This is a genomic window from Sulfitobacter sediminilitoris (genome assembly GCF_010667575.1).
Classification (GTDB): Bacteria; Pseudomonadota; Alphaproteobacteria; order Rhodobacterales; family Rhodobacteraceae; genus Sulfitobacter; species Sulfitobacter sediminilitoris.
In genome coordinates, this window is sequence record NZ_JAABNT010000001.1 from 1 (window position 1) to 20,178 (window position 20,178).

General features: G+C 57.8%; 19 protein-coding genes, 1 tRNA gene and 1 other RNA gene. 3 read left to right on the forward strand and 18 right to left on the reverse strand.

The annotated features are described in order from the left end of the window. Positions 1-363: 363 nt before the first annotated feature. The 18 genes from GV827_RS00005 to GV827_RS00090 form a co-directional block, all read right to left on the reverse strand. A complete protein-coding gene (locus GV827_RS00005) occupies positions 364-1,068 on the reverse strand; it encodes an IS6 family transposase (RefSeq protein ID WP_164351653.1) in 705 nt (234 codons plus the stop codon). A gap of 411 nt (positions 1,069-1,479) precedes the next feature. Then, positions 1,480-1,569: transfer RNA gene (locus tag GV827_RS00010), tRNA-Ser, on the reverse strand. Between the two features lie 114 nt (positions 1,570-1,683). Next, positions 1,684-2,403, reverse strand: coding sequence for an alanyl-tRNA editing protein (locus GV827_RS00015; protein ID WP_164351654.1), 720 nt, complete (start codon positions 2,401-2,403; stop codon positions 1,684-1,686). Further along, a complete protein-coding gene (locus GV827_RS00020) occupies positions 2,400-4,766 on the reverse strand; it encodes a DUF3772 domain-containing protein (RefSeq protein ID WP_204325654.1) in 2,367 nt (788 codons plus the stop codon). The genes GV827_RS00015 and GV827_RS00020 overlap by 4 nt, the downstream gene beginning before the upstream one ends. Further along, complete coding sequence (locus GV827_RS00025) at positions 4,766-5,800, reverse strand: cysteine synthase A (protein WP_164351655.1); 1,035 nt, start codon at positions 5,798-5,800, stop codon at positions 4,766-4,768. The genes GV827_RS00020 and GV827_RS00025 overlap by 1 nt, the downstream gene beginning before the upstream one ends. 25 nt (positions 5,801-5,825) lie before the next feature. Further along, positions 5,826-6,959 carry an NUDIX domain-containing protein gene (locus GV827_RS00030; RefSeq protein WP_164351656.1) on the reverse strand — a complete coding sequence of 378 codons (1,134 nt, stop codon included), beginning with the start codon at positions 6,957-6,959 and terminating at the stop codon, positions 5,826-5,828. Positions 6,960-6,963: 4 nt separating this feature from the next. Beyond that, positions 6,964-7,404 carry a TrgA family protein gene (locus GV827_RS00035; protein WP_164351657.1) on the reverse strand — a complete coding sequence of 147 codons (441 nt, stop codon included), beginning with the start codon at positions 7,402-7,404 and terminating at the stop codon, positions 6,964-6,966. A 25-nt stretch (positions 7,405-7,429) separates the two neighbouring features. After that, complete coding sequence (locus GV827_RS00040; RefSeq protein WP_164351658.1) at positions 7,430-8,641, reverse strand: SAM-dependent methyltransferase; 1,212 nt, start codon at positions 8,639-8,641, stop codon at positions 7,430-7,432. A gap of 57 nt (positions 8,642-8,698) precedes the next feature. After that, entirely contained in the window at positions 8,699-10,120 is a 1,422-nt protein-coding gene (locus tag GV827_RS00045; RefSeq protein WP_164351659.1) for a cryptochrome/photolyase family protein, read from the reverse strand. 66 nt (positions 10,121-10,186) lie between these two features. Continuing rightward, positions 10,187-11,410 (reverse strand): aminotransferase class V-fold PLP-dependent enzyme, encoded by a 1,224-nt coding sequence (locus tag GV827_RS00050; RefSeq protein ID WP_164351660.1) that lies wholly within the window; start codon positions 11,408-11,410, stop codon positions 10,187-10,189. A gap of 95 nt (positions 11,411-11,505) precedes the next feature. Beyond that, positions 11,506-13,182 (reverse strand): BCCT family transporter, encoded by a 1,677-nt coding sequence (locus GV827_RS00055; RefSeq protein ID WP_164351661.1) that lies wholly within the window; start codon positions 13,180-13,182, stop codon positions 11,506-11,508. Positions 13,183-13,376: 194 nt separating this feature from the next. Then, positions 13,377-13,793: an HIT family protein gene (locus tag GV827_RS00060; RefSeq protein ID WP_164351662.1), complete on the reverse strand. Its 417-nt coding sequence runs from the start codon at positions 13,791-13,793 to the stop codon at positions 13,377-13,379. A 60-nt stretch (positions 13,794-13,853) separates the two neighbouring features. Continuing rightward, positions 13,854-14,345, reverse strand: a complete 492-nt coding sequence (locus tag GV827_RS00065) for a hypothetical protein (RefSeq protein ID WP_204325655.1) — start codon at positions 14,343-14,345, stop codon at positions 13,854-13,856. Beyond that, the gene (acuI, locus tag GV827_RS00070; protein WP_164351663.1) at positions 14,342-15,325 is read right to left on the reverse strand and encodes an acryloyl-CoA reductase; all 984 of its coding nucleotides are present in this window, start codon (positions 15,323-15,325) and stop codon (positions 14,342-14,344) included. Before acuI ends, GV827_RS00065 begins: the two co-directional genes overlap by 4 nt. 95 nt (positions 15,326-15,420) lie before the next feature. Next, positions 15,421-16,524, reverse strand: a complete 1,104-nt coding sequence (locus tag GV827_RS00075; protein ID WP_164351664.1) for a dimethylsulfoniopropionate demethylase — start codon at positions 16,522-16,524, stop codon at positions 15,421-15,423. After that, entirely contained in the window at positions 16,524-17,033 is a 510-nt protein-coding gene (locus GV827_RS00080; protein ID WP_164351665.1) for a DinB family protein, read from the reverse strand. The genes GV827_RS00075 and GV827_RS00080 overlap by 1 nt, the downstream gene beginning before the upstream one ends. After that, positions 17,030-17,737, reverse strand: a complete 708-nt coding sequence (locus GV827_RS00085; RefSeq protein ID WP_164351666.1) for a DUF1326 domain-containing protein — start codon at positions 17,735-17,737, stop codon at positions 17,030-17,032. Before GV827_RS00085 ends, GV827_RS00080 begins: the two co-directional genes overlap by 4 nt. 1 nt (position 17,738) lies before the next feature. After that, complete coding sequence (locus GV827_RS00090) at positions 17,739-18,527, reverse strand: DUF2182 domain-containing protein (RefSeq protein ID WP_164351667.1); 789 nt, start codon at positions 18,525-18,527, stop codon at positions 17,739-17,741. An 81-nt stretch (positions 18,528-18,608) separates the two neighbouring features. Here GV827_RS00090 and GV827_RS00095 point away from each other — a divergent pair, with 81 nt between their 5' ends. The 3 genes from GV827_RS00095 (at position 18,609) to ssrA (ending at position 20,129) form a co-directional block, all read left to right on the forward strand. Further along, on the forward strand, positions 18,609-19,355 hold the full coding sequence (locus GV827_RS00095) for a FadR/GntR family transcriptional regulator (protein WP_164351668.1): 747 nt from the start codon (positions 18,609-18,611) through the stop codon (positions 19,353-19,355). Between the two features lie 149 nt (positions 19,356-19,504). Beyond that, the gene (locus tag GV827_RS00100) at positions 19,505-19,771 is read left to right on the forward strand and encodes a DUF4345 family protein (RefSeq protein ID WP_235929989.1); all 267 of its coding nucleotides are present in this window, start codon (positions 19,505-19,507) and stop codon (positions 19,769-19,771) included. Between the two features lie 7 nt (positions 19,772-19,778). Next, positions 19,779-20,129: a transfer-messenger RNA gene (gene ssrA, locus GV827_RS00105) on the forward strand. Positions 20,130-20,178: the final 49 nt, after the last annotated feature.

The window sequence follows — 20,178 nt, forward strand, 5'->3', positions numbered from 1 at the left end:
ACATCATGACAGCCAGCCGGATAATTTCAGGGCTACTGTGAAAGTACTTGAAAGGGTCGCGCTTTGTCATGAGCAAAGGCTACGAGACCGCCCTGCCCAGCTCAATCAGAATCCTTCTGACAAGACCGACCCACGCAGTGGCTGCCGGTGTCGTATTGCATGTCCTTACCCTCTGGAAAATGAGCCTTCGACCCGGCTGCGGCTCATTTTCCAGAGGGTAAGGACATCCGCTTCTCGATTCACACTGCGAAACCGACTGGAAGTCGGTGGGTTTGCTCCACGGCGTGGATACTAAATAATCTTGCCGCAAGGTGCTGTCAGACCGTTTCGAACCGGTCTCAGTTTCCCGCAGACAGCCTGAACTTACCCGGAACAAAGCTTCCGCCACTCGGCAAGAGCGGCGCTTCGGTTCAGCTTAAAGTTTTCTCGTGAGTATAGGTGGCGTTCCTGATTGAAATGGTTGTGCACTGAGGAATGAACTGAGGCGAATTTCTGCAAACTTCGCATGCGCCTGAAGCGGAGCATCGCACGCTCTCTTCGTCGGAACGGCAGGTGCGAATTCTCTGCCCTGTTGTTCAGCCAGCGACCGGTTTCCTGACGATCCGCCACCCCGATTTCCTTCAGCGCGACCCCATATGAACGCAACTTGTCCGTGACGAATACGTGTGGACGGCCATGCCGCTTCATTAATTTCCTGAGGAATTTCAATGCCGCTTTCTTGTCGCGCTTCTTGGTAACGAAGCTTTCGAGCACCTCGCCTTCGTGATCTACGGCCCGCCACAGGTAGTGGCGTTCGCCATTGATCTTCACGAACATTTCGTCGAGATGCCATCTCCATCGACTGGATCGCAGTCCCTCAATCCGGCGCTTGCGGATCTCCGAGGCAAACATCGGGCCGAAACGGCGCCACCAAAACCGAACCGTTTCATGGCTGATTTCGACGCCGCGTTCGTGCAACAGATCCTCAACATTGCGGAGAGACAGCGGGAACCGAATGTACAACATCACCGCCAGGCGAATGATTTCCGGGCTGCTTTGAAAGCCCTTGAAAGGGTTAGGTTTGGTCATCTTCAGACGCTACGAGGCCGCCCTGCCCGCCTCAACCGGAATCTTTCTGACAAGACCTATTGGATAGTTTAATCCCTGTTATCAGCGAGCGGCTTCCCTGTTACCTGCGACTTAATTCCCTGTTAAATCAGAACAGGGAAATCAAGCCTAACCTATTGCAAATAGGTATAAATACAGGGCCACATCGGCTCAAAACACTGCCAAAAATCACTATTTCCCTGTAAATTCCCTGTTTCCAGGGAAAACACGCAAAAACCGAACCCCGCGCATCACCCCTCATAGACACCTGGCAGAAATGGCGTTGATGCTGGCCACGGCACCCGTCTCTGGCCAGCGAACGCACCGCTAACCCGCGGAATCACGGCAGAAATTACAACTAAATGGGGGAAGCCTCACAGAGGCAGGGGTCGGTGGCGGAGCGACAGGGATTCGAACCCTGGAGACGGTCTCCCGCCTACACACTTTCCAGGCGTGCGCCTTCGACCACTCGGCCACCGCTCCGTTGTGGCGGGGTGTAGCGTGGGGTGTGTGCAAGTTGCAAGAGGGAAATCGTCTGTTTTCCAAGCAATCTACGCATGTGACAAGCGGGCTGCCGCAGGACGCCGAAACCCATCCCTAGTTGTCGAGGTGAACGTAGACGCGGCGGTTCAGCCGACCCTTTTTCTCGATCTTGCCAAGCCGCAACGCACCGATCTCACCAGTGCGCGCCACATGCGTGCCGCCGCAAGGCTGCAGGTCAATCCAGTCCCCTTCCTCACCGATCCGGACAAGACGAATATCACCCGCGCCCTTCGGGGGCTGTACCGCCATTGTCTTGACCAGATGAGGATTTGCCTCCAGTTCAGGCCCGGTGATCCAATCTTCGCTGACCCGCGCATCGCTGGTTACCAGCTCGTTGAGCGCTGCTTCGATCTCATCACGGTTCTGCGGTGCGTCTGGCATGTCGAAATCGAGCCGCCCGTGCGTGGCTGAAATCTGGCCGCCGGTCACACCAAAGGGGATCACCACGGACAACAGATGTAATGCCGTGTGCACGCGCATGTGCTTGTGCCTGCGATCCCAGTCCAGCTTTTGGGTCACTCTGGCCCCCACCGGCGGAAGACTGGCAGCTTCTGCCGGGACCAGCGCAATCGCGTCGCCCTGGGCTTTGACCGATGTCGCGATGGGCAAGTGATTGCCGTCCCAGATTATCCAGCCTGAGTCGCCCGGCTGACCGCCGCCAGTTGGATAGAACAGACTGTGATCCAGAATGATGCCGCCCTCTGGCGTCAGGCCATCCACGACCGCGGGGGCCTCGCGCCGATAAGCGTCATCCCGAAAAAGCAAACCGGTCATGTCTTTGGCTCCTCAGCCGTCTCTGTCTCGGACTCACCCGATGGTGACGTCGCTTGCAGTGTTTCTGGATTGCGCAGCCAGATGTCACGCTGCGCGAAGGGAATTTCGATCCCCTCTTCCGCAAAGCGCGCCGCGATCGCATGGTTGATGTCACTCTTGACGGCCATCATCCAGTTCACATCGCGCAGGAAACACCGGATTTCAAACTCAAGCGCATCGGCACCGAAATTGACGAACAACACGTTGGGTGGGGGTGAGGCCAACACCATTGGTTGCGCTTCGGCGATTTCCCGCAAGATAGAGTCGATCCGTTTGGTATCGGTCCCGTAGGCCACCCCGACAGGAACAATCACACGGCCGATGGTATTGCCGCGGGTATAGTTCGTGACTGTACCGCTCACCAGATCGGCGTTCGGGACGATGACATCTGTCCGGTCGAACGTCTCAATCCGGGTCGAACGGACAGAGATGTCGCGCACATATCCCATCTGGCCACCGACCTCGATCCAGTCGCCTTCCGAAATCGGACGTTCAATCAAAAGGATGATGCCAGAAACAAAGTTGCTGACGATGTTTTGCAAGCCAAAGCCAATACCGACGGACAGCGCACCCGCAACGATCGCAAGTGAGCTGAGGTCGATGCCGGCGCCCGTGATGGCGGCAAGTCCTGCCAAAAAGATACCGATGTATCCAAGGCCAGACACAATCGCGTTCTGCCCGCCCACATCTATCCGGGTCTTGGGCAGGACGTTGGTCCGCAACGCCGATTGAAGCAACCGTGTCAGAGCGTAGCCAATAGAGAAAATGACTGCGAAAGCGATGAAATCTGAAGGCGAAATCCGGGTATCTCCGATGGAAAACCCGCGTCCGACCGCAGCCCACAATTCTGTCAGATCCGTCAGCCGGGCGCCCCAGATCAGTGCCAGCGCAGGCGCAACCATGAGCAACAGGCTCATACCAATCAAGACCGGCATCAGGGCTTCACGCGCCTCAACTCCCTTGCCCGTGATGGCGCCATAGATATCCGCGCTGAACCTTTGGAGGGCCATTACCAAGCCAAGGATAACAAGGGTCATAAAAAAGGGCGGCAACAGGGCCTCGGCCGCGTTGAAATATCCCGCCGCGAGCAGCAATGGCGATATCGTGGAGACCAAGATACCGGCTGTTCCAAAACTGCGAATGACCCGTCTGAATGTCGTTGCGCGCACTTCACCCAATGACGCATCCTCAAGTGATGTATCGTCAAAACTACGCAGGATCATGCTGATCCGGACAAGAGCGATGCTAGAGACAAGGAAGAACGGGAAGACAAGCACTGGCTTGGACGCATCCTCAGGATATCCGCCCTCAAGGACCAGGCTCATCAACTCCGCCATAACGATCATGATGGTGATCAGGCTGACGTAGAACCGCACCTCGGACCTTTTGGACGGCGGCAAAAGGACCAGAGCCTCATCATCATCACGGGAGAAGACACGCTCTGACACCCAGCGCACACCCAGCATGATCCCACCCAAAATGGCGAGGGTCAGGATCGCTTCACTGCCTTTCGGACCGAAAAGATTGGTGTTGATTGCCGCAAGCGCCAGCAGGACAAGACCTGCAAAGGGCAGAATGATCCGCAAGAGAGAGACCAGAAAACGCCAAATGCCGAAGCCACGTGCGCCCATTGTCTGCAATCGCTGCACGATCCGTCGGGACCACCGTCGCCCCCGCAGGATCAGAACCAGACCAAGGGCTGCCAGCACAGAAACAAGCGGGATCGTTTGACGCAGCTCAGGCCAGCTATGGGCGTCTGCGTTCTCTGGCCTCTCCGACCACACCAGCTCGGCACCGGTCACCAGATCGTCAATGGCAGCTGGCCAGTTTGCCGGGTTCAGAGGCGTTGGCGACACGCTCACAAGTTCGTTCGCCTGCCTTTCGCGCAGGATCTGGTCGATCTGCCGGATAAGCGCATCAGCGCGGACGAATTCTGCCTCTGCCCTTTGGACCGGGACCAGCAAAGCATTTAGCTGCTGCGTAAGTTCTTCGCGCTTGCTGGTAACTTCCGGATCCTCTGGCGCGACACCATCGCCTTCGGGTGCGGTTCCAAGTGCGGCAATCTGTTCGCGCAGCGTGTTGATGCGTGCGCTGTTGAGGTCACGCGCGGCGTCAAAGTCGGCACGGTAGTCAGCGATAGAAGCACGCAGCGATTCAAAAACCTGATCACTGCCCTGCTCAAGATCGACTGCAGTCTCAGCACGGTTCGCGAGCGTACCCCAGCGCTCAAGCTCTTCGGCAAGTTCGCCCTGCGCGGACGCGGCCGATACGGCCAGCCACATAAACGCGATAAATGCCGTCGCTATCTGCGCCAAGCGGATCATCAGACGTCTTCAAAGACGCTCGGCAGCTGAGCAGGCGCCTTGTCGAGCCATCCAGGCACAGGCAGGCCCTTTTCACGCAGAAACTCGGGATTGAACAATTTGGACTGATACCGGGTGCCGAAATCGCACAGGATCGTCACGATGGTGTGCCCCGGCCCAAGTTCACGTGCGAGACGCATCGCACCTGCCACGTTCACGCCAGAGGATGCACCAAGGCAAAGGCCCTCGTGTCCAAGCAGATCGAACACAATGGGCAGCGCTTCGGAATCGTGAATGTTGTAGCTGAAATCGGGCTTCAGCCCTTCAAGGTTCTTGGTGATGCGCACCTGCCCAATGCCTTCGGCAATCGACCCGCCTTCAGAGGCCAGCTCTCCAGTGGTGTAGTAGCTGTGCAATGCAGCCCCGTCTGGATCCGCGAGCGCGATTTTGACACCCCTGGGCTGCAAGACCTGCGCGATGCCGGCCAAAGTACCGCCAGAGCCTACGGCGCAGCAAAACCCGTCCACTTTGCCGCCTGTCTGTTCCCAGATCTCGGGGCCAGTGGTTTCAACATGCGCTTGCCGGTTTGCAACGTTGTCAAACTGGTTGGCCCAGATCACACCTTCATTCGTGCTGCGCGCAAGTTCATTTGCCAGACGCTCGGAGTACCGGACGAAGTTATTGGGATTGCGATAGGGCGCGGCAGGCACCTGAACCAGCTCTGCCCCGGCCAGCCGCAACATGTCCTTCTTTTCCTGGCTTTGTGTCTCAGGGATGACGATCACGGTTTTGAAGCCCATGGACGCCCCTACCAGCGCCAGACCGATACCGGTGTTGCCTGCCGTCCCTTCAACAATCGTACCGCCGGGTTTCAACGTGCCTTTGGCAATCGCATCCTTGATGATGAAAAGCGCCGCACGGTCCTTGACCGATTGGCCGGGGTTCATGAACTCGGCCTTGCCAAAGATGTCACAGCCGGTTGCCTCGGAAGGGCCGCGCAGCTTGATAAGTGGAGTATTGCCAATGGCTTCGGCCAGATCAGTTGCGACGTGCATATGCGCCCCCCGGGACTGTGAAATGTTATTCTGTCCTTGGTGTATCTTTCACCCATTCGGACCTCAAGCGGTCCCTGTGCCGTGCGAGATAATATGCCGCCAGCGCCAAGGGGGCATTGGCGACGTCAAAACGATCGACCCGGTCCATCAATTCATCAAAAGACAACAAGTTTGACCGGATATTCTCATGCTCAGTCTCAAGGCCGCTGGTTCCCGTAATATCGTCAGGAAGGTCCGCAAGCCCAAGATATGTATAGTAAAACTCTGTTGATGTGCCGGGTGACGGATAAATCTCAGCGATCTTTTCCAGCGCGCCAATTTCAAGATCTGCTTCCTCAAGCGCTTCGCGCCTGGCGGTCTCTTCCGGTGTCTCTCCGGGGTCGACCCGCCCGGCGATCGGCTCTAACTGCCAGAACGTCCTGTCGCCCCGGCCTATCGGACCAAGTCTGATCTGTTCAACCAAGAGCACCCGGTCCCGTCCCGGATCATACGGCAGCACCAATGCAGCGTCTGCGGCGACAAAGACCGCGCGGTCCAACACTTCCGACATGCTGCCGTCATACTTCTCGTGCTGCAACTTATAGTCATCGACCGCAAAGAAGTAGGAATAGGGTCGATGACGCGCGCGCACGTCGATCTTGCCATCAAACGTATCAGCGCCATGCAAAGACGACCTCGCGCGAATGCGCGAAGACGCACGCGCCCGGATCACCGGGAACATTTCTGCGACCTCATCGCGGCTGCGCTGGCCAAAGTATCCCATGACCTCTTCAGCCGCGATGACGCTCATTTCACCCCAGTCACTTTCCCATTTGGCCAGAGACCAGGGGCCATCCGCGGTCCAAAGACCGGCCTGCGGGACATATACCTCTGCAAGCTGTCCGTCATCCAGCGTCACGGGGCGCAAATCATAGGCAAAGCTGCCCTCGTAGAAATCAAGACGCGCCATGTCCACGTCCGACAGCCCGCCTACCAGAACACCCTCGGCCAAAGCGCCCGCCTGCTCTGAGATCATTGGAAAGGGTCCTTCCGCGACGGCAGAGACGGCATAGCCCGAAAGCTGCGCAGTTTTGATCTGCAGCTCGTCAGCCGGGCGCCCCATAACTACCTCAAGCAAGGGGATATGGCGCAAGGTCCCGTAGAAAAACAGGTTTTTCATGAGGCTAACGCCACCGCTTGCTTGCAAACTCCGTCAGCAATCCGCTGATCACCGCCGAGATCAGCAAGGCAATGCCGATTTCAACCGTTGCGATGATCACCGCGAACTCTGCCCCGATCTTGAAAATCGCGACAATCGCCTCGAACGGGCCATCGTAGCGATTGCGCATCGCCAGTCGCATCATTTCGTTGATGGCCTGAACCCCGATGCCCCACAGCATGAGGACAAAAACCCCCGTCAGCCCGTTGTTGATGGCAGCAGTGGTGCCACGCCCTGCCCGCCGACCCATGACGATCCACCCGACAAGCAATCCCAGAACGATGTTAAGCGGCACGAAATAGCCGAAATCCGTGCTTTCCGGCATCAGCGGCATGACCATGAACGAAATAATACAAGCGACGATTGCCAGACAAATCGCAGCCATCAATCGTGCAGCGGTGGGCATAGCTCTGCTCCCTCAGATCACCCGGTCAGCCGGGTCGCCTGATGGTAATCTGCGTCACGTCGCAATTTCCACTGTCAAATGTCGCAGCGCAGGAAGTGAGGTAAAAATTCCACATCCGCCGAAAGCGTTCGTCAAAACCAAGTGCGGTGATCTGATCCCACTTGTCATTGAACGTCTCGTGCCAACGCCGCAGCGTTATGTCATAACTTTTGCCAAACTCGATAGACTTGTCTACGACCAGTCCAGCGCGCTCCACCTGTTCACGCAAAACTTTAGGAGACGGGAGCATCCCCCCGGGGAATATATACTTTTGAATGAAATCAACACCGCGTTTATAGACATCCCAGCGTGCGTGATCCACCGTGATGATCTGCAAGGTTGCCGCACGACCGGGCTTCAGCCGATCACGGACAGTGTCGAAATATACGGGCCAGTATTTCTCGCCCACAGCCTCGAACATCTCGATACTGGCGATCCCGTCATAGTGACCCCGCTCATCGCGGTAGTCTTGAAGTTTAAAATCAACTTGGCCTGAAAGTCCTGCTTTTTCAATGCGCTCTTTGGCATACTTAAACTGCTCTTCAGAAATGGTCAGACCGGTAACCTTCAGCCCTCGTTCCTTGGCGGCGTATTCGGCAAAGCCGCCCCAACCGCATCCTATCTCAAGCACATGATCCCCGGGTTCCACGCCCATTTGATCCACCATGCTCTTGTACTTGGCGGTCTGCGCAGCCTCCAACGACTGCTGCGCGCCCTTTTCGAACAAGGCCGAGGAATAGGTCATCGTATCGTCCAGCCACAGGCCGTAGAAATCATTCCCCAAATCATAGTGATAGCTGATATTCTTTCGCGCCTGGCTTTTGGAATTCCGCTGCAGCCAGAAACGTAACTGTTCAAATCGGCGCACCAGTCCCATACCGGGAAAGCCGTCATAGACGGTCTCGTTCTTGTCGTGCACAAGATCCATGAACGCCTGCAAATCCGGCGTGGACCAATCGCCGTCCAGATAGGCGTCACAGAACCCCAGATCGCCCTCTCGGATCAAACGGGCGAACAGGTCGTTGCTGTGAATATCGAGTTCAGCCACGTGCCCCGGCTTTGCGGCCTCCGCCCGAAAAACGCGGCCGTCGGGCAGCTTGAAATCGATGCGCCCGTGCTGCATCTGCTTTGCCGTATCGAACACGCGGGCAAAATACCGAGGCAGGTTTTTCTGCCCCTCGGTGCTGGTCAAGATCATGTCCCACTCCCCGTGGATTTTTGGACAGTTTAGACTGTCTGCCCCGATGTACAATTCTTAAAAGTCTCGGTTTTCATAGGCTTCCAAGGCGCGGCTGCGTCCTTCGGAGGGTGATACAATCGGTGACGGATAAGGATCATCCGGTTTCATCCCCCAGTGGCGCGGGATCGCTTCAAAGAATTTCAGCGCGTCCTCATGCGGGCTGGATTTTCGTTCAGCAATCCAGCGGCCTACATAGTCGCGATTCTTATCGAATTTATCCAGTTGGGTTTCCGGATTAAAAACCCGGAAATACGGTGTGGCATCGGGACCAGAGCCAGCAGACCATTGCCAGCCCATCGCGTTGCTGGCCGGATCCCAGTCAATCAGGCAATCCTCGAACCATTCCATCCCGATCCGCCAATGGGTCAGCAGGTGCTTGGTCAGATAACTGGCTACAATCATGCGACCGCGGTTGTGCATGCGGCCCGTGACGTACATTTCGCGCATTGCGGCATCGACGAACGGTATACCAGTGCGCCCCTTCTTCCACGCCCAGACTTCGGACTTCCGGGCGTCCTCGTTCCACGGAAAAGCTTCCCATTCCTCGCGCCAGTTCCGATCCAGAATGCGTGGCGTGTGGTGCATCAGGTGATAGGCAAACTCGCGCCAGACCAGTTCTTTCAAGAACGTCTCAGCCCCTGCCTTGCCCTCATCCAAGGCCCGCTGGCTTGCGTGCCAGCATTGGTGTGGACTGATCTCACCCAAGCTAAGGTTTTCGGACAGGTTCGACGTCCCGTCCATACCGGGGATGTCCCGGTTGTCCTTATAGCCCGCGACACCATGCGCCATGAAGCTGCCCAGACGGGCCTGTGCCGATTGCTCACCCAGTTGCACGAACGGCCGCACAACATCGGCACCACGGTCCATCGCCGCCCCCATCTGCCAGCTGTCCAGGTCGTCGCTGTGAGGCCAGCTTTCTGGCGCAGGAATGCTTGATGGTGTCGCGCGCGGCGCATCCACGCCGACGTTCTTCACCGCATTCCAGAACGGCGTATAGACCTTGTAGTAGCCACCGGTCTTTGTCTCGACCGTCCAGGGCTCGAACATTAGATGCCCGCCAAAGGACCGTGCGTCGATATCTGCATCTTTGAGGGTCTCTTTGATCTTGCCGTCACGATCAACACTATCCGGGTCGTAAAGCCGGGACCAAAAGACCGCCGCCGCCCCTGTTTCCGCGATAAGATCCTGCAAGACCTCCAATGCATCGCCCCGCCGCAGAACCAAACGACTGCCTTTGTCCTCAAGGCTCTCAGCCAGCGCGCCAATTCCCAGACCCAGACGCCATTTTGGCGCGGCTCCCAACCTCTCAACCAGTGGATCGTTAATAAAGACCGGGATCACCGGCTGCCCGGCCTCGCAAGCCGCTGTCAGTGCCGCATGGTCCGACAGCCTCAGATCGCGGCGGAACCACATCAGAACGGGTGCAGTATCACTCATCTTATTGCCTTTTGTCTTTGTTCCCCTTGGACTTAGGGCAACGGCGCGGCAATCAAGTGATCCCGGCTACAAAACTGCATCCAAGGCATTTAGTAACTGGTCAATCTCGGCCTTCGAAGTGTAATGCGTGAAACTGAGCCGCAGAACACCCTTGTCCATGTCGACATCCATCGCTTTGAGCGCCCGGCCAGCATAGAAATCGCCGCCGCCTGCCATGATCCCATGCTTTGCAAGGTCTGCGGCAACCGCTTCGCCCTCACGGTTCAACGCCAGCGCCACAGTGGGTGCCCTGCCCGCAGCCTCGGCAGGACCAATGAGACGGACAGAGTTTCGGGATTTCACGGCATCCAGCAGCGGTTGCAGCAACGCTGTTTCATGTGCACGCATCAGATCATGCACTGACGCTCCTCGCTCTGCCGGGTCTGCGTCACCGCCAACATGGTGCGCATAGAACGCGTCAACGTAGTCAGCCATCCCGGCACAGGCCGCCACCTGCGCATGATCGGGTCCGGCAGGTGTGAACCGTTTGTAAAGAGTGCCTGCGTTGAACACATGCCCCTGATTTGGCAGCAGTTCACCCAAGGCGCGCCGAATGACCATGAGCCCCTGATGCGGCCCAAAGGTCTTGTAGGACGAAAACAGGTAGATGTCCGGGCCAAGCGCGCCCACATCCGCAAAGCCATGAGGCGCGTAGGACACGCCATCGACACAGACGAAAGCACCCGCCGCATGGGCCAGCGCCGTGATTTCGACCACCGGGTTGATCTGCCCCACCACGTTTGAACAATGCGGAAAGCAGACCAGCCGTACCTTTTCATCCAGCAGGTTTTCCAGGTCGTCCGGGTTCAGGTGCCCTGTAACAGGATCAATGCACCATTCGCGTACCTCAATCTCAAGGTCCGCCAGCCGACGCCAAGGTCCAGTATTGGCCTCATGGTCCTGATTGGTGACCACGATCGCTTCACCCGGTTCCAGCATCTGACCAAAGGCTTGGGCCAGCACATATGTGTTCTGGGTCGTAGACGGACCAAAACTCAATTCATCGGGTGCGACGCCGAGGATTGCTGCCATGCGGTTGCGGGCCTCGTCCATTTCCTGCCCGCCAAGCATACTGGCCTCGTAGGGCGCATAGGGCTGTACCTTGCGCTGGGTATAGAAGCGGAAGAGCCGGTCAATCACCGGCTTGCACGTGTAGGAGCCACCGGCGTTCTCAAAGAACGCCTGTCCTTGCAACGATGGTTCGGAGAACGCGGGGAATTGGGCACGGACCCAGTCAATATCTAGTGTCATGGCGGCAAGGTCACTTGATCCACCCGCCCCGTCAAGATGCAAAAGGCCCCTGCTGATCTCTCGGCAGGGGCCAGTCTCACGCGTGAACGTACTTCCTATTCAGCAGGCTCCGCTGCCATATCTGCCTTGGTGGCCGGCACCCCGGCTTTGTGGCGCTTGCTGTCGCGCCAGATGGCCTTGAGGACGGACACCCCCATGAGCGCCATTACAAGGCTGAAGGGCAACGCCCCGATCACCATGGCCGTCTGGATGGCCCCCAGGCCACCCGCCACGATCAGGCCGCCAACGACGCACGCCAGTGCTGCCCCCCAGAACAGGATGTGCGGACGCGCCTTTGGCCCCTCGTCGCCTGCAGCATTGATCGTGTTGATGATCAGCACAGCTGAGTCTGCAGAGGTCACAAGATAGGTCAGCAGCAGAACCACAACAATCACGGACATGATCCACGCCATTGTCGGCTCAAGGATAACAGCCAGCATCGCGAAAAGCTGGTCAGATTGTCCTGCCCCGGCGATTGCACCATCGGCATTGCCGTTCAGCTCCAGATCAATGGCCGTGCCACCCACGATCGCGAACCAGACAAAGCACATGAATGCCGGGATCACGATTGCGCCCAGCACATATTCACGCACCGTGCGCCCTTTGGAGATACGTGCGAGGAAGACACCAACGAAAGGTGCAAAAGCAATCCACCAGGCCCAGTAAAAGATGGTCCAGCCGCCCTGCCATCCAGCAAGTGCCGCTGCCTGTTCGGTTCCGTCATCGACCCAGACCGTCATGATGTTGCCGGGGATCGAGATCAGATAGTCCCAGATGCCAAGGAAAAGCGCCTGCAGACCAAAGAAGGTTGACCCGAAGATCAGGAAGAACGCCAGCAGGAAAAAGCTCAGGCCCATGTTGATGTTCGAGAGCCACTTGATGCCCTTGCCCACCCCGGACAAAGCGGAAAGCGTCGATGCCCCCATGATGACGAGCAGCGCAAATACGATTGCGGCGGTCGAAACCTTTTGCCCGCCATCCGCCGTCACGGTATAAAGCCAGTCACCAAAGCCAATCCGGCTGAGACCCGAGACAAACTGCTCAACCCCAAAACCAAGTGTCTGGCTGACACCCAAGACGGTTGCCACAACGGCCACCACATCGACTAAGTGGCCCAGAAAACCGGACAGCGAATGGCCGAAAAGCGGCACCAGGGCAGACCTGATGGTCAGCGGCAAGTCACGCCGGTAGGAGAAATACGCAAGGCTCAATCCAACGATGGCATAGGCCGCCCAGGCCGCCAGCCCCCAATGCGTGAACGACCAGACATAGGCTGCCCGGACGTTATCGGCGGTGCTGCCTGTTGTCAGTTCCTGAATCGTACTGGGGTTCTTTGCCCAATGGTACATAGGCTCGGCAGTGGCAAAGGTCAGCATCCCGATCCCGATCCCGGCCCCGAACATCATCGAGAACCAGGAAAAGTTCGAAAATTCAGGCATATCGTCATGATGCCCCAGTTTCAACCGGCCTGACGCAGGCAGGATCGCGAGAAACAGACAGACAGCCACAAAGAAGGCCATCACGTAGACATACCAGTAATTGAACGTCGCGAGGATAATACCGTTGATGCTGGACAGAACCGCGCCCGCCTGATCCGGAAACGCGACAGCCCAGACGATCAGGGCGCCCACCAGAAGCTTACCCGTAATCGTCACATTCTTTGCAAATCCCTTGTAGAACCCAGAATCCGCCGTCTCGATCGGCAGATGCATAATAGGTGGTTTGATTGACATTGAACTGTTCCCTGTTTTTCGCCGGCTTCTTTTGGCCGACGATGTCTCAATAGCACGTTTCGCTTGCAGAGCATACGGCAGCATCGGCATCCGATGTCCATCAGCGACCATCAGGTGCCGCAAATTGGCGATCTGAAACCTCGCGACCGGATGTCACCAAGCCAGCAAAAGCGCAGGGATTTGCCCTGAAAGTCCTACAAATGAGCGCGTATGGCTTCCGCGTTTCTCTTTATTTGATCCATGTCGCCCTGCTGACCGGGCGGGCGGATGCCCTCACCCTCGTGACGCGGGTGTATGTGGAAATGGAGGTGAAACACCTCCTGCCCGCCTGCCGCCTCATTGAACTGAAACAGCGTGATGCCATCCGCGTCAAAAGCCTTTTTCGCAGCATTTGCGACCTTGTTCACAGTTGTCATACACGCAGCCAATTGCTCTGGAGTGGCATCAAGCATGTTACGGCAGGGTGTCTTGGGAATAACCAGACAATGGCCATCTGTGCGTGGAAAGATGTCCATGAAACACAATGTGTCATCGTCTTCGTAGACTGTGACATTGGGGATCTCGCCGCGCAGGATCTTCGCAAAGATATTATCGGTATCGTAGGCAGACATATTCATTTCCTCTTCGTCTCTTGCCGCCTTTCTACGCAGGCCCGAACCCAAGGTCGAGGGTCATCCCCAGCGCATCTTGCGTTCAGCCAGCCGCAGCAGTGCCTTGGAATAAAACCGGTGCAGCGGCAGGATGGCCCGCACCACGGCACCTAATTCAGCCCCCTCGCGCGGCACGACCGCAGACCCGAAAAGCAGTCGCGTGACTCCGCCCTCTTTGGGTGCCACGGCCAGATAGGACCGGGTCCGCCCTGACAGATCACACAGCAACAGTTGCGCCTCTGCGCGGCTCTCTACCTCCCATGCGGCGAAACGCTCGGCAGTACCGTTTGCAAGCGCCATAACATCGCTGTCGCTGATCCGGCGGCGCAGCCCAAGGGTCAGGACGGCACGTTCAAGCCGGAACAGCCACGTCGTGTAGAAAGCTGCAATAAATTCATCAAGATTTGCCTGACCGGGCAGCATGACCTCAAAAAAATCGGTATAGACGCCCGCGCGGTCCACGTATGCGCTTAACAAAGCATCACGCGGGACCGCGCAGGCCCTTGCGATCATGCGTTCACATCGACGACAACCCGGCCCTTGACCTGACCTTTCAGGATGTCCGCCCCCAGCTTGGGCAGATCAGCCAGCATTGCGGGCTGAACCATCGCCTCAAGCTTGTCCATGGGAAGGTCCTTGGCGATCCGCTTCCATGCGCGCAGGCGGTTGTCATAGGGCTGCATCACGCTGTCGATGCCCAGCAGGTTCACACCGCGCAGCAGGAATGGAATGACCGTCGCAGGCAACGCCGCGCCACCGGCCAGACCAACGGCAGCAACACTTGCCCCGTATTCCATCTGGCCAAGCACACGCGCCAGCATCGCACCACCTACCGCATCAACGCAGCCGCCCCATGTCTCACCTTCCAGTGGACGCTTGGTGGTTTCATTGATTTCCTCGCGTGCCACAATTTGCGACGCACCCAGGTCCTTCAGGTAGTCCGCCGTCTCGGGTCGGCCGGTCACGCCTGCAACCTTGTAGCCAAGGTTGGCCAGAATGGCGGTCGCAACGGAACCGACACCGCCCGCAGCACCGGTCACGAGGACCGGCCCTTGTTTGATCCCATGATCTTCAAGCGCCATCACGGCCAGCATGGCCGTGAAGCCGGCAGTTCCCACCGCCATAGCCTGCCGCGTGTCCAGCCCGTCTGGCAAAGGCACCAGCCAATCTGCCATGACCCGCGCTTTCTGAGAATACCCGCCCCAATGCGCCTCGCCCACGCGCCAGCCGGTCAGCACAACCTTGTCACCAGGCTTGTATCGATCATCATCCGAAGTTTCGACGGTGCCTGCAAAATCAATGCCCGGGATATGCGGATAGTTGCGCACCAGGCCACCGCCCGGTCCGATGCACAGACCGTCCTTGTAGTTCACGGTGGAGTATTCAACAGCGACCGTCACCTCCGCCTGTGGCAGTTGATCTTCCGATATCTGTGTGACCGCTGCATGGGTCTTGCCCTCATCATCCTTGTTCACAACCAGTGCATTAAACATCTTGCTCTCCATTCCCGAGACGACACGTCCCTTTTTTTCTACATACTACTGATGTCCAAAGGCAGCGCCTACGGACGTCTCGCGGTTAAACGGGCTCACGCCCAGAAAGTCTCCCAGACAGAAGCGGCACGGACTTCGTCGGGCAAAACAACGTCAAGGTCGGTGCCTTCGTCCCAATGTGTCATGCGCACCATCCCGATCGCAACATTGGTTCCGAAATCCGGCGACCAGGCCGCGCTTGTCACACGCCCCACCTGCACGTCCCCCGCCATCAAAGGCCACGGTCTGTCGCAGGTGGGAACTTTGTCCCCGAAGATCTCTATTCCGCGGATCTGCCGCACCGGTCCTTCCTGGGCCACGCGCAACAACGCGTCACGTCCCACGCAACCAATCGCGGTCTGTGTGTTACAGAACTTGCCCAAGCCGCATTCATGCGGGGTGTTGTTGTCGGTCATGTCGTTGCCATAGCTCAACAGGCCACCCTCGACCCTCTCGATCCCGTTAGGACAGCCGGCGCGCACGTCCAGATCACGACCCGCTTCCATCAAAGCGTTCCACAGCGGCATGCCCAGATCGCCACCTTCGACATAAATCTCGAACCCGCCCTGCCGGGAATAGCCCGAACGCGCCACAGCCAGAGACCGGCCCTGGAAATCCAGCATCTTGAACCTGAAGAACCGGATGTCGCGCACCGCGTCCCCAAAAACCCGTGCCATCAGATCATCTGCTTTTGGTCCCTGCACCGCCAACGGGGACACGTCGGGTTCGTCGACCAAAACATCAAGGCGGAACCCATAGGCCAACCCCTTGACCCAATACAGCAGATCGCTGTCGGCAATCGAAATCCACCAGCGGTCCTCGGCCAACTTCACGGCTACGGGATCGTTCAGCATGCCGCCGGTCTCATCGACGATCGGCACGTAGTAGCATTGTCCCGGCAGCATGGAGCGCAAATCGCGAGGCGTCAGCATTTGCATCAGCCTGCTGGCATCGGGGCCGCGCAGCTCCACCTGCCGCTCGCAAGCGACATCCCAGACCTGAACGGCATTCTTCAGATGGTGGTAATCTTCCTCAACGGATCGAAATACCGTTGGCAGCAGCATATGGTTGTACACGGTATAGGCCGTAACGCCTGCCGCCTCGACCCCATCTGAGAAAGGCGTGCGCCGCAATCGGCGGGAAGGAGAGATCAGCGCCATCAGTTTTCCTCCGGCATGAAGACGATATCTGTTGTGGGGGCAGTGCGGCCCTGAGCTGTCAACATCGCATGCACCTGACCCCGGTGGTGGGTTTGGTGGTTGAACATATGGGCGATGCACATGCCCATCGGCTGGCGCATTTCCTGTCCGGTCGCAGTGTATGTCCAGACAAGTTCACCGGTCAGATCAAGGTTGGACAGGGTTTCAGCCCAGATACGGATGCGTCCATCCATGGCAAAGCGCTGTGCCTCCCAGTTGCCAAGCGTCCCGGTGTAGTCCGCCCAATCCTCAAAATTCCTCTGCGGTGCCACGATATCGGAGCACCACCGGCTCATCCAAAGAGTGTCGCCCCACAGGATGTGATTCAGGGTCGCAAGGATCGAGCCGAAAAATGCCCCCTGATCCCCGCGTAAATCCGCTTCATCCATAACCTTAACAATGTCTATGATCTGTCTGTTTTGCCACGCATTATAGCGCGCCATAGTCAGAACATAGCCCTTGTCGATCATGCATTCGGCCCTTTCCAGTCGATCGGACAAATCTCAGCCGACATCCCGCCGAAATCCCAGACACGGCCATAATCACGCACTCGGCTTTTAAGGCCTTTGGCCGCGATGATGTCCGGACCCATCCAGTATTTGGAGTTGGAGACCATCACCGGATGCTCAGGCGATTTGCCTGCCAGCATCTCGATCTCACCTTGAATCTTGCGCCCGATCTGGATTGACCGCTTGTTGCCGTCGCGAATGATCTCAACAGGCGCGCGTTCGGCGCCAATAATCTCGGAAACCAGCATGGTGAACAGGCCTGTTGTCCCGCCTGCAGCACCAGAGAATATCTGCAGAATACCATTATAGGCCTTGCCACTTGCGCGTTCATCCACGTAAGCCGCGACCTTCCAGTTGCCCTCGCCCATGCGGCCCGGGATATCGACCAGCAGGCCAACGTTCAGCCCACCAAGATCTTCGCCCTCGTAATGGCCCTCGTCGATCGCGATGGCCATCCACGCATGGCAATGCCCTTCGGTCGGCGGGTGCGCGCCAAGGCTGACCACGCACGGACAGAAAACCGTGCAGGAGCAGTTGAGGAACAGCTCACCCTTGATCGCCCATTCGGTTGGTGTGCTCTGCCTGCGACCGGGGTTCGGCATGCGCTGATCAATGCGCTGCGAAATCGGCAGTCGGTCTGCGTCGGGTCTCTTCTTGGGTGGCATCTTATCCTCCTGTCAGCAGGGGCCAGCCCGCCACGACGCAAGCGCCGAGGATCAAGGCAAAACCCATTGGTTTTGTTATACGATGTCCGATTTGGGGAAGTTTTTCCAGCACCATGAAAAGCGTGGCCAGCCCCATCCAGGCCAAGTTCATCACACCGCCCGCGAACCCCAGCGCCATAAAGCCCCAACAACAGCCGACGCAAAAGGCCCCCAGACCAAGCCCCATCCGCAGGCCACCGGCAAAGCCTGCACGCCAATGGCCAAGGAAATACATCATCGGCGAATGGCACACACCGTGGCACAGCTCTTTGGTACGGGTGAACTGGAACAGGCCCACGGCCAGCAGTAGTCCGGCGGCAAACCAGCGCGACTTGGCAATGCCCAGCATGTCAATCACACCGCCAAAAAGCAGCGCCAGTTGCACGGAGGCAATCACAGCTGCAAAGATCAGCCAAACGATGAAATAGCCCAGGATCACGCCCAGCCACCCTGCCCGCGTACCATTTGCGCTGACCATAAGGTCTTCGTAGCTGCGCAGCGTCGGCACCATCGTGGGCAGCATCATCGCCGCCATCATGGCGCCCCACATGACGAAAAGTGGGCCGAAGGTCGCCATCGGCATGTACATATCCATGCGCGGGTCCATCCAGCGCATGCGCTCGCCGATCTGCCCGGGACGGCCCAGCAGATCGACGTCCATATTCATCGCCATGAAATACATCATCGCCCATGCCGCCAACACCAGACCAAAAAAGCCAAGCCATAGCGATGTGCGCACGACAGCATGCATGATCAGAGTCCTCCCCGACTCATTTCTTGCGTTTTTAATGTCAGACATTTAAAAACGTCGCAAACATTAAATGTCAGACATATGAAAATTGATCCACAAAGCCCCGCCGATCTCTCGGCCCAGATTGCCAGCGCCATCCGCGATGCCATTATCGCCGGAGAGTTGATTGTCGACCAAAGGCTTCCGTCCGAAGCGGAAATGGCAGAGCACTTCGATGTGTCCCGGCCAACGGTTCGAGAGGCGCTGAAACGTCTGGCGGCGCAGTCCCTGATCCGCACCCAGCGCGGCGCGACGGGCGGTGCCTTTGTCAACCGGATCAGATTTGAAGAAGCCTATTCGCAGCAAATCACCACCTCGACCCTGCTGCTCAGCATGAACACGGTCAGCTTTGAGACCGCCTGCGAAGCCCGGTATGCGCTTGAGCGTGCGTGCGCCGCCCTCAGCGCCAAGCGCCGTACGGCTGATCACCTTGCAACCATGCGCGCCGAAATCCATCGCCAGTCCCAGCCGGGTCTAACCGACGAAGCCTTCTGCGCCTCTGACGTGGCCTTTCACCGCGCATTGGTCGATGGCGCAGGCAACCCTGTGATGTCCTACCAGCTTGCTGGTGCGGTCGAGGCGATGCAGCCGCTGATGAACATGATTACCTTTACAGCACGTGACCGTGCCCGGATCGTGCAGATGCACGGTGATATCGCGGATGCCGTTGAACGGCGGGATGCCGCAGGCGTCGAAGCTGGTCTGACCGCCCTGGAACATGAGACCCAACAGCTTGCCCTGAACGCAATTGCCGCACGGGATGCGGCCAAGGAACAGGCCGCGCGGTAGTCATTCGCAACCTTTCGCCCGCCCACGCGTTGTCCTTCAACTGAAATAAACGGGACGACCACATGACATTCGCAGATATCATCAACATTGCACTTGCCTTGCTCAGCATCGGGTTTGGCGCGCTTGGCTAGCTCGCACCCGGATACACCATGAAGAAAGTTGATCTGAGCGATGGCGGGTCAACCATGGGAACTTCTGAGATCCGCGCCGCCTCTGGCGCGCTGTTCGTGATGGTGGGGATCGGTGCACTGATCCTGTCTACTCCGGCCGCCTTTGCGATGATCGGCTTTGTCTGGGGCGGCGGTGCACTTGGCCGGATAACGTCATTGATACTGGACGGTCGGACCCGGCTGAAGTGGATCTTTTTCGCCAGTGAAGTCGCAGTTGCCGCTGTCGCGCTTGGCATCAATCTGTAACGCGTCGCCCCTTGAAAAGGCGCAACACTATCGCTACGTATGAAGTGTCCTTCGGGACTATGGACATAAACGCGCTCGTAATAAGCGGATCGGACCCGGGGGCGGTACCCGGCGGCTCCACCAAAAATCCTTCATTTGGGGATCATGGGGCCGAAATAGGATCGACGAACGTCTAAAGGGGTTATGCTTTGTCTCGGCTGTCTGCCACCGTTATCGGCGAAAACTGTACAATTGCAAATGACAATCGTGCTCCAGTAGCAATGGCCGCGTAAGCGACCGGAGATACTGAAATCTTAAGTCCTAGAGCTTTGCAGCCCTAGGCGGGGTTCGCAGGTACCTGGCAACAGAAACCTGCACTTTCCCCCCTCAAACAAAGACGCGCGCCTTGCACGGCAAGGACCGATCTT